This window comes from Verrucomicrobium sp. BvORR034, assembly GCF_000739635.1.
Taxonomy (GTDB): Bacteria; Verrucomicrobiota; Verrucomicrobiia; order Verrucomicrobiales; family Verrucomicrobiaceae; genus Verrucomicrobium.
Genome location: NZ_BATQ01000008.1, coordinates 101,731 through 114,918 on the forward strand (window position 1 = coordinate 101,731; position 13,188 = coordinate 114,918).

14 protein-coding genes are annotated in these 13,188 nt (G+C 61.8%); 10 read left to right on the forward strand and 4 right to left on the reverse strand.

Annotated elements, in window-relative coordinates; genetic code table 11:
• The first annotated feature begins 72 nt into the window (after nt 1-72).
• Complete coding sequence (locus BV034_RS01495) at nt 73-390, forward strand: hypothetical protein (RefSeq protein WP_050023405.1); 318 nt, start codon at nt 73-75, stop codon at nt 388-390.
• Here the strand turns inward: BV034_RS01495 and BV034_RS01500 are convergent.
• From BV034_RS01500 to BV034_RS01510, 3 genes are all read right to left on the reverse strand, one after another.
• Nucleotides 387-1,430 carry an ABC transporter ATP-binding protein gene (locus BV034_RS01500; RefSeq protein ID WP_050023407.1) on the reverse strand — a complete coding sequence of 348 codons (1,044 nt, stop codon included), beginning with the start codon at nt 1,428-1,430 and terminating at the stop codon, nt 387-389. The genes BV034_RS01495 and BV034_RS01500 overlap by 4 nt on opposite strands.
• Nucleotides 1,427-3,061 (reverse strand): iron ABC transporter permease, encoded by a 1,635-nt coding sequence (locus tag BV034_RS01505; RefSeq protein WP_081887511.1) that lies wholly within the window; start codon nt 3,059-3,061, stop codon nt 1,427-1,429. The genes BV034_RS01500 and BV034_RS01505 overlap by 4 nt, the downstream gene beginning before the upstream one ends.
• A gap of 123 nt (nt 3,062-3,184) precedes the next feature.
• Nucleotides 3,185-4,228, reverse strand: coding sequence for a Fe(3+) ABC transporter substrate-binding protein (locus tag BV034_RS01510; RefSeq protein ID WP_050023410.1), 1,044 nt, complete (start codon nt 4,226-4,228; stop codon nt 3,185-3,187).
• Nucleotides 4,229-4,620: 392 nt separating this feature from the next.
• Between BV034_RS01510 and BV034_RS01515 the strand changes: the two genes are divergently transcribed.
• The 3 genes from BV034_RS01515 to BV034_RS01525 are packed head-to-tail and all read left to right on the forward strand — an operon-like array spanning nt 4,621 to nt 8,428.
• Nucleotides 4,621-5,298: a response regulator transcription factor gene (locus BV034_RS01515; RefSeq protein ID WP_009965913.1), complete on the forward strand. Its 678-nt coding sequence runs from the start codon at nt 4,621-4,623 to the stop codon at nt 5,296-5,298.
• Nucleotides 5,295-6,380 carry an ATP-binding protein gene (locus BV034_RS01520; RefSeq protein WP_081887512.1) on the forward strand — a complete coding sequence of 362 codons (1,086 nt, stop codon included), beginning with the start codon at nt 5,295-5,297 and terminating at the stop codon, nt 6,378-6,380. The genes BV034_RS01515 and BV034_RS01520 overlap by 4 nt, the downstream gene beginning before the upstream one ends.
• Before the next feature lie 50 nt (nt 6,381-6,430).
• The gene (locus BV034_RS01525; protein ID WP_050023414.1) at nt 6,431-8,428 is read left to right on the forward strand and encodes a hypothetical protein; all 1,998 of its coding nucleotides are present in this window, start codon (nt 6,431-6,433) and stop codon (nt 8,426-8,428) included.
• Nucleotides 8,429-8,447: 19 nt separating this feature from the next.
• Here BV034_RS01525 and ruvA read toward each other — a convergent pair whose 3' ends face one another.
• Entirely contained in the window at nt 8,448-9,059 is a 612-nt protein-coding gene (ruvA, locus tag BV034_RS01530) for a Holliday junction branch migration protein RuvA (RefSeq protein WP_050023416.1), read from the reverse strand.
• A 109-nt stretch (nt 9,060-9,168) separates the two neighbouring features.
• Between ruvA and BV034_RS01535 the strand changes: the two genes are divergently transcribed.
• The 6 genes from BV034_RS01535 (at nt 9,169) to BV034_RS01560 (ending at nt 13,116) form a co-directional block, all read left to right on the forward strand.
• Nucleotides 9,169-9,852, forward strand: a complete 684-nt coding sequence (locus BV034_RS01535) for a hypothetical protein (RefSeq protein ID WP_265592508.1) — start codon at nt 9,169-9,171, stop codon at nt 9,850-9,852.
• Between the two features lie 131 nt (nt 9,853-9,983).
• Nucleotides 9,984-10,316: a hypothetical protein gene (locus tag BV034_RS01540; RefSeq protein WP_265592509.1), complete on the forward strand. Its 333-nt coding sequence runs from the start codon at nt 9,984-9,986 to the stop codon at nt 10,314-10,316.
• 161 nt (nt 10,317-10,477) lie between these two features.
• Nucleotides 10,478-10,852 carry an NADH-quinone oxidoreductase subunit A gene (locus BV034_RS01545; protein ID WP_009965905.1) on the forward strand — a complete coding sequence of 125 codons (375 nt, stop codon included), beginning with the start codon at nt 10,478-10,480 and terminating at the stop codon, nt 10,850-10,852.
• A 79-nt stretch (nt 10,853-10,931) separates the two neighbouring features.
• Nucleotides 10,932-11,249: a Dabb family protein gene (locus BV034_RS01550; protein WP_050023421.1), complete on the forward strand. Its 318-nt coding sequence runs from the start codon at nt 10,932-10,934 to the stop codon at nt 11,247-11,249.
• Between the two features lie 641 nt (nt 11,250-11,890).
• Entirely contained in the window at nt 11,891-12,421 is a 531-nt protein-coding gene (locus tag BV034_RS01555; RefSeq protein ID WP_050023422.1) for a hypothetical protein, read from the forward strand.
• Nucleotides 12,422-12,453: 32 nt separating this feature from the next.
• Nucleotides 12,454-13,116, forward strand: a complete 663-nt coding sequence (locus BV034_RS01560) for an SDR family oxidoreductase (protein ID WP_050023424.1) — start codon at nt 12,454-12,456, stop codon at nt 13,114-13,116.
• Nucleotides 13,117-13,188: the final 72 nt, after the last annotated feature.

A 13,188-nucleotide genomic window follows, 5' to 3' on the forward strand; every position in this document is an offset into this window, starting at 1 on the left:
ATATGCTTGCAATCCATTGGGAAAGGTTGCACCCTCGGCGCGTCTCCGCCCCACCTCCCGCCTGTCTTTGTCATGATTGTCCTGGTGCGCACCATGGCCCTGTTCGGGGCCACCCTCATGTCCTCCTCCTGCGTCTGGTGGTTCTTTGAACCGAAGACGGAGAACAAGGCGGAGATTAAGAAAAAGGCCCGCCTCATGGCGGTGCCGCCGCATCCGATGACGTGGCCGGAGTTCGTCACCGCGAACCAAGGGCGCGGCCTGACCATTCCCCAGCTGGAGCGACGTTTCAACTCGGCCGATGACAATGGGGATGGGCTGCTGACTCCGCAGGAAATCGCCCATCACCGCACCCAGGCCGCTGCCCGCAAAGGTCAGCAGCCAGGCACCTAGCGCCCTGTGCGTGGTCGCGGAAGCAGTGCCCAGATTTCTCCTGCGGCGATGGCTTCTGGACCCCGGTGCTGCACGCGCACGTCGAAGGGGTTCTTGCCCGGCAGCGTGCAATCCAGCGTCACATCATAGTGATCGCCCTGGAAGGAGACCGTCCGGACCACGCCTCTGAGCACGCCTTCTGGCGCAGCCATTGAAGGGGCCAGTTCCAGGTCCTCGGGCCGGACCCACAGACCCTGATCTTCAGCGGCAGCGGGGCCGATGTCGCACTCGATCACCGTGCCGCAGGGGCGCACCAGGCTGGCGGCCGGGATGAAATTGCAGACGCCAAACAGCTGCGCCACGTAGCGGTTGGCCGGGGCATGGTAGATCTCCGCTGGCGTGCCCACCTGCTGAATCACTCCGCGGTAGAGCACGGCAATGCGGTCCGCGACCGAGAGCGCATCCTGCGTGTGGTGGGTGACCAGCAGGGCGCTGGTGCCCCGTTTCTTGAGAATCCGCCGCGTCTCATCCCGGATCTCCACCCGCCACTGGGGGTCGAGATTGCTGAAGGGTTCATCCAGCAGCAGCAGCCGCGGTTCGGGTGCCAGAGCCCGCACCAGGGCAATGCGCTGGCGTTCACCGCCCGAGAGTTCATGGGGGTACCGCCGCTCATATCCCGGCAGTCCCACCAGAGCCAGCAATTCCTCGATCCGTCGCTTTTGCTCCGCCCGGTCGAGACGGCGAATCCCAAAGGCGATGTTGGCGGCGACGGTCAGGTGGGGGAACAACGCGTGATGCTGGAACACCAGGCCAACGCCGCGATGTTCCGCATCGACGTTCTTGCTTCCATCCGTCACGGTGATGTCCCCGACCGTGATCTGTCCGGCATCGGCTGTCTCCAGCCCCGCGATCAGACGCAGCAGGGTGGTCTTGCCACTGCCGCTCTCGCCCACCAGAGCGAGTAGTTCTCCCGGCTGCATTTGCAGGCTGGCGTCTCTCACCGCCGGGCGTTCCGAGCGAGGGTAGGTCTTGGAGAGATTCGTGAGGTGAAGCAGGCTCATTCGGAACGGGGTTGGCGCAGATGGACGAGCGGGATCAGCCCCAGCAGACTGAGGCCGATAAGGACGAGGGCAGGCGTGGCGGCTTCCGGGATGCGACTCTCATCCGTCAGCCGGAAGATGCGGGTGGCCAGCGTCTCGTAGTTAAAGGGACGCAGGACCAGCGTCAGGGTCAGTTCCTTGAAAACGTCGATGAAGGTGAGGGTTGCGGCCGCCAGAAGGGCCGGCCAGACCAGAGGCACCTCGATGCGCCAGAGCGCAGCCCAAGGTTTGGTTCCCAAGGTGCGCGCGGCTTCATGCAGCGAGGCAGGCACCCGTTTGAACCCGGCATCCACGGCCTGCAGACCGACCGCCAGAAAGCGGACGAAGTAAGCGAAGACCAATCCGGTCACGGAGGCGCTCAGTGCGGCAAAGCCCATCCCGGGCAGGGTGGCGATCCAGGTGAGCAGGCCACCCACGCCCACGGCCACCAGAGCGCTCGGAATCGCGTACCCCAACAGGCCGATGCGCCGTCCCACCCTCAATGAAGCCGAGCGCCAGGCCCGCTGAGTGCCCGTCATGAGCAGAGCGGCGGCCACGACCAGCAAGGCCACGCCGCCTGCCAGACCAAAGCTGTGTCCTGCGGCCTGCAGTGTGGCGCCCCAATCCGTTTCCTGCCAGCTCTGCGAGGCCCATCGGCCTAGCCGCCAGCCGGGAATGCCAAAGCCCAGCAGCAGGGGGATGAGGCAGAGCAATGCCATGCCTCCCCGCCACGCCCAGCCGGGCCGCCGACGGGCCAGCAAGGTCTCCCCGGTCTCGCTGTCGAAACCGCGCCGCCCGCGTTGCAGCCGCTCCAGCATCACCGCGCCCATGGCAAAGATCAGCAGAAACACCGCCAGCCGGATGGCTGCCCCCAGATCGCCCTCGCTTAACCACACCCGGAACACCCCCACCGTGAGGGGCGAGAGTCCGAAGTAGGATACAACGCCGTAGTCGTTGATCGTCTCAAAGGCCACCAGGCTGGCACCTGCCGCCATGGCAGGCCGGGCCATGGGCAGGGCCACCGTCCAGAACTGGCGCGCGGGCCCGGCACCCAAGAGCCGTGCCGCCTCCAGCGGACCGGCGGTTTGGCGGCTGAACGAGGCCAGACAGGTCAGGTACACGTACGGCGAAAGCGTTGCCCCTAGAACCAGGACAGCGAGCACCCATCGCGCGACTTGCTGGGCAGCCAGGAAGGCATCGATGCCGAACTTCTGGCGCACCCAGATGTACACGGGGACCAGACCCTCCAGGGCATCCCCATAGGCCATGGCCGCAACGTAGCCGGGCATGGCCAGGGGCAGCAGAAGAGTCCACTGAAAAAATGCGCGCCCCGGGAACTGGGCGGTCGCCACCCACCAGGCCGTCGGCACCCCTAGTGCGAGAGCGAGGACCACCACCAGCGCGATCAGCAGCAGCGTCTGCCAGACATAGCCCGGCAGCAGAACCTCCACGAGATGCGCCCATGCGTCCCCAGCGGGTGCAGCCAGGCGGACAAAAACTAATAACAAAGGCAGAAGTACCAGCAACGCGGGCATCCACGCCAAGGCGACGGAGGGGCGAAACCTGCCGCCCCGGAGGCGGGGGGCGGATGTCCTGGTGGGGGATTCAGACATCGGTACAGTCTGGCCAGCAGCATGAAGGGGTCAACTCCACCTTGCTGACCGGTAAAACAGAAGCGGCAGGTGCCTTGCCGCACCTGCCGCCACGAGATTGAAGGAAGGTTCGAGGAGCCGGAGTTATTTCCAGCCAGCCTTGTCGAAGAGGCGCACGGCCTGCTCCTGATACCGTCCGATCTGCGGGAAGGTCACCTCATCCAGCTTGAACTCGCCCCATGCCTTGTGTGTTTCGCTCAGGCTCAGGTCGCGGTTTACAGGGAATTCATAGGTGCCATTGGCGATCAGCTTCTGGATCTCCGGGGTAGTCAGGAACTCCAGGTAGGCCTTCGCGTTTTCAGCGTTCTTGGCGTACACCGTCAGGCCTGCGCCAGCGATGTTGGCATGCGTGCCGCGCCCCGTCTGGTTGGGGAAGAGCACCGTCACCTTCTTCGCTGCCGCCTGTTCGGCCGGATCTTTGGAGTTCAGCAGCATCCCCAGATAGTAGGTGTTGGACACGCACACATCGGCCAGCCCGGAGGCCACGCCTTTGATCTGGTCGCGATCACCGCCCTGCGGAGGACGGGCCAGGTTGGCCACCACGCCTTTTGCCCAAGCTTCGGCTTTCTCCTCACCATCTGCGGCGATCAGAGAGGCCAGCAGGGACTGGTTGTAGGCGTTGCCAGAGGAGCGGATCAGAAGGCGGCCGCGCCATTTCGGGTCGGCGAGATCCTCGTAGTTCGAGATCTCACCGGGCTTCACGCGGTCTTGCGCATAGAGGATGACGCGGGCGCGCAGTGCATAGGCATACCAGTGACCGCCAGGGTCGCGGAGGGCGGCAGGCACCCGTTGCTCCAGCACCTCAGACTTCAGTGGTTTCAGCAAACCCGCTTCCTTGGCGCGCTGCAACCTGCCAGCATCCACCGTCACCAGCAGATCCGCCGGACTGTTCGCCCCTTCGGATTTGAGACGCTCAATGAGCTGGTCCGCCTCGGCAGACACCACGTTCACCTTAATGCCCGTGCGCTCGGTGAAAAGCGCATTGATCTCCTCATCCGCCTTGTAGTGGCGGTGGGTATAGACGTTCAGCTCTTTGGCAGACAACAGAGTGCCGCCCAAGAAAGTGAGACCCGTGAGGAGGAGCCAGGAGCGAAAGCCTGTGCTGGGATTGTTGAGATTTATTCTCATCAAGAAAGCAACCACACTTCAGAATCGTGGCAAGCGAATATTAACGGACGTTCATGTGGGTGTGGTAGATGACCGGCTGGGGGCGCGGGGAAAGGAGTACAGAGCTTCAACTCGTATATTGGAGCCACGTGGGTAGCGCGACTGACGAGCTAAAGCTCTATACTACTTTGCTTCGCCCAACCGACCTACCCAGCAGACCACTGCATGAAAAATTCCGGAAAACCCGTACTCGCTTCAAGCTTGCAGCACTGCTGCAACCCGTATGAAACTTGATTCATTCGAGTTTCCATGAAGGCCATTTTACTGGAAGCTAGGAATCTTCCACCTGAGCATCCGTATCCTTTTCAACCACGCTTCTTTTCTGCCCCGCTCCGGGGCGGGCCCCTGAAATCATGACCATACTGGTAGTGGAAGACGACCCCCGCACGGCCGAAGCCCTGCGGGAATCCATCACGGACGCCGGCTGGACCGCCGAGGTCTTAATGCGCGGGGACGAAGCCGTGCAGTGCATCAGCACCCAGGCATTTGATGCCGTGATCATGGACATCATGCTGCCTGGTAAAGACGGGCTTTCCATCGTCAAACAGCTCCGGGCCATGCACAATTCCACCCCGGTGCTCATGCTTTCTGCCCGGGGCGATGTGGACCACCGCATCAGCGGCCTGGATGCCGGCGCAGACGACTATCTGGCAAAACCCTTCTCCATGGGGGAGGTGGTGGCCCGCATTCGCGCCATCGCTCGTCGGGGTGGGGAGTCGGGTGCGATCCTGTTGCGTCTGGCGGATCTCACTCTGGACGTGCCCCACCGCGTCGCCCAGCGTGCTGGCAAAAACATCGAGCTCAGCCCCCGAGAGTTCCGGCTCGTGCAAGTGCTCATGCAGAACGTGGACACCGTTTGCAATCGCACCATGCTGCTCCGCCTTGTCTGGGACTACAACTTTGACCCGGGCACCAACCTTGTGGACGTGTATGTCCGGAAGCTGCGTGACAAGATTGACCAAGGTCATGCCATTCCGCTGTTGCACACCGTCAGGGGCGTGGGCTACCTGATGTCGGACAAGCAACCATGAAAATGAAAAGGTCCCTGCGCACACGGCTCTTCTGGGCGCACACCTGTCTGTTCCTGCTCGCCGGAGTCATTTCGGTCCTGTTCACCTGGTTGGAGCTGGCCAGGGAAGGGGGGCCGCTTCAGGGCACAGGCACCGCAGACTGGTCCTACTTCCTCGCGGCGGCGGCGGCGTCCTGTGTCCCTGTCTTGCTGCTGGGGGCCGTGAGCTGGTGGCTCATCCGACGGGCGCTTTCTCCCATTCTGGCCCTGACCCAGGCGGCGGAGAAGATCAACCAGGACAGTCTGCACCAGCAGATTCCCCTGCGGGGCACTGGCGATGAGCTGGACCGCCTGACCTCCGTGCTCAATGACATGACGCGACGTCTGGACACCGCGTTCCAGGAGGTACGGGAGTTCACCCTGCATGCCTCTCATGAGTTGAAGACGCCGCTCACCATCCTGCGCAATGGCTTTGAGCAGGCGCTCATGGACACCACCCTGCCGGAAAATCATCGGGACCGGGTGGCAAACCAGTTGGATGAGATCGAGCGGCTCAACCGGATCGTCTCGGGCCTCACCTTCCTCACTCAGGCGGATGCTCATCAAGTGCACCTCCTGGTGGAGGATCTGGACATGGCCGAGCTGGTGCGAGACGCCGCCGGGGAGGCCTCCATCTTGGGCCAGACGCTCAACCTCAGTGTGACCGTGGTCATCGACACGCCATGCCGGGTGCGGGGGGATCGTCATCGCCTGCGTCAGCTCCTTCTGAACCTCACGGACAATGCGGTGAAGTACAACCGGCTGGATGGGTACGTGGAATACCAGTTGCGCCAGGAAGGGGAGCAGGCCGTGGTGACCGTGCGCAGCGGCGGGCGTGGGATCGGTCCTGAAGAATTGCCGAAGATTTTTGACCGCTTCTTCCGCAGCGGGAACTCCCGCGGCAGCACCACGGAAGGGTGCGGTCTGGGGCTCAGCATTGCCCGATGGATCGCAGAGGAGCACAAGGGCTCCCTCTCCGCCGCCTCCAAGCCAGACAACACCGTGATGACCCTGAAAGTCCCCATGGCAGGCCTGACGAAGTCTGGCCAGGCCACACTGGGATGAGGGAAAATTCACCTGCCAGCGGCTTCATCGGGTGCTTTTGCTGAAGCCGGATGAGCGGACGGCCTACGACTTCAAGCAACACCCATGCGGCGGGCACCTACCAGTCTCGCTTGGCGGCGTGGCTCCCTGTGCTGAAGAAGACGGGCTGCTGGCTCCTCATTCTCCTGCCCGCGATCCTGCTGAACCGCATGATCCAGGAGTACAAGGTGAACATCCCCTTCCTGGATGACTGGATGTTCGTGGACATGGATGTGAAGGCGGCCGCAGGTCAGCTCACCTGGCAGGACTTCTTCCTCGTGCAGATGGAGCATCGCATGGCCTTTGTTCGCGGGGTGATCATGCTCTTTCACCACTACTGGCCGGGGGAATACACCCGCCAGATGTGGTTTACCTGGCTCCTGCTGTGCTTCACGACGGCAAATGTGGGCTTGCTCATCCGTCGCACCTCGGAGGCCGCCTTTGCCCAGTGGTGGCCGCTGCTGGCCCTGGCCAGTGTTTCCATCCTCTCCCCGATGCAGTACCGCATCGTGCTGTGGCCCATGATGTTTCAGGTGGCCTGTCCGGCCTTCTTCCTCACCACTGCGCTGGTGGTGCTGTTGCGTCCTAACTGGCCAGCGCGGCTGCGTCTCGTGCTTGCGGTCATTTGCGCAGAGTGCGCCACGCAGACCTTTGCCACCGGTCTGCTGGTCTGGGTGCTCATGGTGCCCATGATCTGGTGGTCCAGTGCGCTGAAGCCCGGAAGGGACCGCCAGTGGTTCCTGGTGGCCTGGCTCCTTGTCTTTGGGGTCACCGCCGTTCTCTACTTCCACGGGCTCAAGAACGAGGTGGATGGAGCCTTCTCCTACAAGCAGGGGGAAGAGGCCACGATGGGGCGGAATGTCAGCGAGTTCGTTCGTCGGCCCAAGGCGGCCGCTAGCTTCATCCTCCGGTTCCTGGGCTGTCATCTGGCTCGGGGATCGAGCCTCTCCCTCATGCATACCAGCCTCTGGCTGGGGGGAGCCTCCCTGGCCTTATTCGGCGCATGCGGGGGCTACTGGCTGCGGCATTTCCGCGAGCAGGCGCTTCGGGAGCGTCTGCTTCCCTGGCTGCTTCTGGGGACCTACTCCGTAGGCGCGGCCTTTCTCACCTCCCTGGGCCGGTCCTGGGCCACCACGACGGGTGACAATGCGGTGCATGCCCGGTATGTGATCCACGCCGTGCCGCTCACGGTAGCTCTGGTCGTGCTGGTCTGGCTCATCGCCCGGCATCTCGGCCAGCATCGGCCCGATCTCCGCCGATTCATCCTCCAGTCTCTCACGGCGGGCGCCTTTGCCCTGATCTTCATGCAGGCCATCTCGTGGTCCTTTGGCTGGCGCATGATGGCGGTGTGGGAATCGTCACGGCTCCGCGGCGCGGCCAACACGCTCTTCTACAAGCTTCCCCTTACCGTGGAAGGAGATGTGGCCGGGAATCGCAACTTGGCGCGAAAGGCGGACGATCTGGGTCACCTCAGGCCTGCCATGCTCAAGAATTCCCGGTTGGACAACTTCAGCCTCACCCCCAAGCTGCTCAGCAGCAATACAGCGGAACTCTCCGCCTGCGTGGTGCAGACCAACGAGCAGGGGGCAGGGGGAGTGGTCTGGGGATACGCCTGCCTGCCTAATCGCGAGCGGGTGGCCGATGCGGTGCTTCTGACCTACAAGGACCCCCATGATGGGCACTGGGAGATCTTCCACGTCACCCAGGTGACCGGACTGCCCCTGTACTTCATGGAGGTGATGTCCCGTGACCTCCAGTTCACCCATGTGCCCGAGGGCCATCTGCCGAACGAGGGGTTGGCCAAGTTCACCGGCCAGTTCAGCTTCGAGCAGCTCCCTCCCGGGGTGCACCGCGTCATGGCATGGGCACTGGACTATCGGGGCCTGCGCGTGTTCCCCATGAGGGGGTTCTTCCTCGTGGACACCCAGCGGGGCCGGGTGAAGAGGCTGGGCAACGACCCCAAATCGGTGAACCTGGACTGGTTCATCGAAAAGGGGCTGGGTAATCCCAACTGGGAGACGCTGAAGTAACTCGCCAGGAGACTGGCTGTCAGAGGTTTCTCAAGGCATCGCGGATGAGCTTGTCTGCGCTGACCTCGCCACCTGCCTTCTTCACGAGATCCTGCACCGTTTTCTGCGCGTCGGTCTGCTTGAACCCGAGGGCGATGAGGGCGAGCACGGCATCCGTTTGCGCAGCCTGGGTGGGGTCCGGCACCAGACTGTTGCCCGTGCTCCGGGCGGCCTGCCAGGTGTCCACGATCCCCACTTTGTCCTTCAGTTCCAGCACGATCCGCTCCGCCGTCTTCTTGCCCACGCCACTGATCCGGGAGAGCGCGGTCACATCGTTGCGGATGACATTGTCCTTGAAGTCGCCCACTGCCATGCCGCTGAGCACAGCCAGGGCCATCTTGGGGCCGATGCCGCTCACCCGGTTGATAAGCAGGCGGAACAGGTCCCGTTCCTCGCTGGTGGCGAAGCCAAAGAGGGTGTGATCGCGCTCGGTGATGTTCAGGTGGGTGAGCAGCCTCACCTCCCCCTGACTGCCCGCCAGTCGGTCGTAGGTGGAGAGGGGAACGAGGCAGAGATAGCCCACCCCATTGACATCCACCGTGAGCTGGTTGGGCAGGGCTTCGACCAGGTGGCCGCGGAGGTAGGCGATCATGGGGCCACATCCGTCTGTCGACGCACTCACGCAAGGGGAAAGCGTCACGTCGTGGGGTGCCCCGGCATTTGCCAGTTGAAGAATGGCCCACCTCAGGGAACGTGGCGGCGTGAGACGCTTCCTTCTCCCTCTCCTCGGCACGGCTGGTGCCGTCGCAGCCCTTGTGGCCCCGCTGTCCACTTTGCTTGCCGAGGCCCCCGCGACAGCCCAGCCCGCGGCTGGAGGCACTCCCAAGGCCGTGCCGATTCGAGTGGAGAACTACCTCCTGCTGCCGGAGCCCAAAGTCGTCCGTTCTGCCATCTCGGTGACGTTGGCGAAGGCCCGGCTGACCGTCTTCACTCCGGTGAAGCTGGATCCCAGTACCTCCCGTCTCGTGCCCTACACAGAGTCGGAGTTCAACAAGCTGGGCATCAGCGCGGACAGCTTTCAGAGGAAGGCTGCGGAAGCCGCCGACCGCAGGCTGGCCGGTCTGCAGCCAGAATTGATCAAGAACGAGGCCGGAAAGGTCATCTACGCCGTGTACCGGGGGGAAGACCACCTCTTCCCCTGCTTGCTGACTGCGCCTTCATTGGGCAGGATCTTTGAGAAGGTCTTTGGCAAAGAGGTCTGGGTGGTGACTCCGGACCGCAACTCCCTCTATGTTTTCCCCGCGGGGGCCGAGGCGATTCAGGAATTCGCCGACGATCTTCAGGACCGCTTTGACTCCTCCGCCTTCCCGGCCAGCGAGGAGATCTTTTCCCTCAAGGCCGAGGGCGGTGAGTTGACGGTGGTGGGCAATTTCACGAGCCGCTGAGATTCCGCCTATACGGAGGAGACGGAAAATACTATCGCCATAGGCAACTTTAGGCTGGAAATTGGTGATTTTTCCTGTGAAATCAAACAAAAACTCGCCAACGTGCTTGCGCGGTGCTATACTCCCAGTCTATGGCTACCGTAAGAAAAACACGTTTTTCACGTCGGGTTCCTGACCATGTCACTGATGAGTTGGTCAATGTTCTCTCGGATGGCAAAACTTATGAGTTCAACGTTCTGTTCGGGCTCGTGTACGAGAACCTAAAGCTAAAAAACGCGGTTAGCGGGGGCGAAGAAATGCTACGACTCCGTTCTTATGAAAAGCTTCAGAACCTTGTAGGCCGTGGCCTCGTGGAGAAAAAACTGAAGAGCTATCGTGGACTCAAGGGTATTGAAATGGCATCCAGCGCTCATACGCTGGCCCGCGCAGAAGCCGCAGCTGCCGCTGCCGCTGCCGCCCGCTAATAAGGGCTCCAGTCCGCGCTGTTCCCACAAATCCAACTTTCAAAACCAAGCCGCCCTTTTCCGGGGCGGCTTTTTTGATGCTTTCTTGACGTTCCGGCCCTCCGCGCTACCCTGCGGCTCTCTTTTAGCCCTTCGTTGCGGTCCTTCTTTCCCTTCCTGTCATGCTTGAGAACTATCTCCCTGTCCTGATGCAAATGCTCATGGCCGCCGGCTTTGCCGGGGTGACGCTCCTGGCCAGCGTGCTCGCGGGGAAGTCAGCCAAGCGGAACAAGATGAAGGATTCCGCTTATGAGTGCGGCATGCTCCCTCTGGGCGAGGCCCAGCCCCGGTTCAGCGTGAAATTCTACATCGTGGCGATGCTCTTTGTGCTTTTCGACATCGAAGTGGTCTTCATGTATCCTTGGGCGGTCATTTTCAAAGACTACGTCGCGGTCTTCGGCGCTGCCATCTTCTGGTGGATGCTCTCGTTCGTGGGTATCTTGCTGGTGGCATTTCTGTACGCCTGGCGCAAGAAGGCTCTCGACTGGAGCTCCTAGACTTTGGCAGGTCCACAGGACCACGACTTGAGTGCGGTACGAACGACCGCTTCACAGACCAAGCGCGAATGGTGAAGGTATGATTTGCCAGGTTTCACTCTTCACTCTGAAACCGGAAGTCACGGCGGACCGGTTGGAGGAAATGATGTGGACCACCCGGGCCATCCTTCTGAAGATTCGGGAAGTGCTGCACCTGAATGTGGGCAAGCGCATCAAGATCTCCGACCCCTGGCACTGGTTCGTCAGCATTGAGGCCGAAAGCCTGGACAAGCTGGCCATCCTTCAGGACGACCCGCACTACTACAAGTTTCTCCTCGAAGTGGTGCATCGCTCGGTCGAGACCCAGCAGGTGATGGTGTTTGAAATGGAGCCCCGCAAGGACGTACGGTACTCCTGAGCGAGTGGAAGTTTAGTTTGGTTGGCGGGCAACTCAGCGCCCCTGTAGTTGACGACGTGAGGAGAACCGACCAATCGCGCGCGTTTTGGGGTGGCTGCCAAGGAACCAGCTCTGGCAGGTCAATCTCAGTTCGAAGTTAAACCCCGAAGGGGATTTCTAGCACAGCCCAGCGGTTGGACGAGCCTTAAGCGAGTCAACCCTGGGTACCTCCGGAGACGTTGATCAGGTGGGAAGGCCGACAGCATCCGCTTTCTCCCCTCCGCCATCAACACCTCCATGTCAGTCCCCCCCGGGTTCCTTGGCAGGCACTAGCTGAAGCATCTGCGGGGTTCGTTTGCTCGCCGATGTCGCCAAGTTTGGACAGACGTTGGGGCTCAACGGGCAGGAGGCATTCCGCCACCGCCGAACGACCATCGACAGCACACGCACCTCTCTCGCAACCCTTCAGGCCGCAACTCTGTAGGGACGCCTGTATCCAGACTCTCCGTCCACTTCGCCCTACTCGAGAAAAAAGCAGATGATTACGCTGATGCCATATTTGAATGCTCTGTCCGCTGCCGAGGTTCTCCATCCCTAAGGGAATGCTCTTGACGTTTTTTGAAAATTGCGGGCACAATAAAACTTGTTCCCCCTTTTCAACTATGAAAACGAACGCCCTGCTCGCCGCCCTTCTGGTGGCCACCACTGTCTGGCTTGGCCAGTCCATCGCCCGCGCGGCGGATGAACCCCTCCACGTGCTCTACCAGGATGGCCGCGCCGCCTTCTATGCAGGGCAGTTCGATGTTGCACGGGAAAAACTGGCCAAAGTGTTGGCGGTGAACCCCAATCACACGCAATCCCGCGCCATGATGGCCCAGATCGAGGAAAAACTGGGCAAGGATAACGTGATGCTCCGCAAGAGCTACGAAAAGATCATCATCGACAAGATCGAATTCGCCGATGTGGAGTTGAGCGAGGCCATTCTGGCGGTGCGCATGAAGGCTAAGGCGGCCACCCAGGACAAGGTGATCCCCAATATCATCCTGAAGACCCCTGAGATAGGCAAGAAATCGGTGAGCCTGAATCTGAGCAACATGCCGTTGAGCGAGGTGCTCAACTATCTGGCCCAGGTGGCGGGCGTGCGCATCAGCTACGATACCTCTGCCGTGCTCTTCACCAGCCCGGCGGGCTAGCCAGCGCGTCTTGGTGGTGGTAGTGGGTGGGCATGCACGCACCAGTGGCATTGATTACCGGGGGCTTGGGCGATCTCGCTCAAGCCCTTCATGTTGAACTGACCGGGCAGGGATACGCCGTGCATGCCCCGGGCCGGACGGAAATGGATGTGACCTCCTCGGCCTCAGTGGATGCGTTTGTCAGCGGGATGGAGGCGCTGGATCTCCTCGTCTGCAATGCGGGTGTCTGTCGCGATGGTGGCATGCTGAAGATGGAGGAGTTGGACTTTGACCAGGTGCTCGATACCTGCCTGACCGGGGCATTCCGGGCGGCACGAGCTGCGTTAAAACGCATGAGCCGGCAGCGTCGGGGCCACATCGTTTTCATTGGCTCCTTTTCAGGCTGGCGAGGCCCGGCCGGGCAGGCCAACTATGCGGCGGCCAAGGCGGGTCTGCTGGCCCTCACTCAGAGCTTGGCGGCCGAGTATGGCGCGCGGAACATCCGGGTGAATTGTGTGCTCCCCGGATTCATGGAAACGCGGATGACCGCTGGCCTTGGGGAGGAGTTGAAGAAGACCTTCCTGGCGGCGCATACCTTGGGAAGGTTCAATACTCCGCAGGAGGTGGGTCGTTTCATTGTTCACCTCGATCGATTTTTGCCGCACACCTCCGGACAGGTTTTCAATCTGGACAGCCGATTGCATCGGTCGGCGTGAGGGGCGGCCTGGAGAGGGTGGGAGGCGCGGCGCGAGGTTTGCGGCCTGACCGCGTTTTGGCAAGCGCAGCTG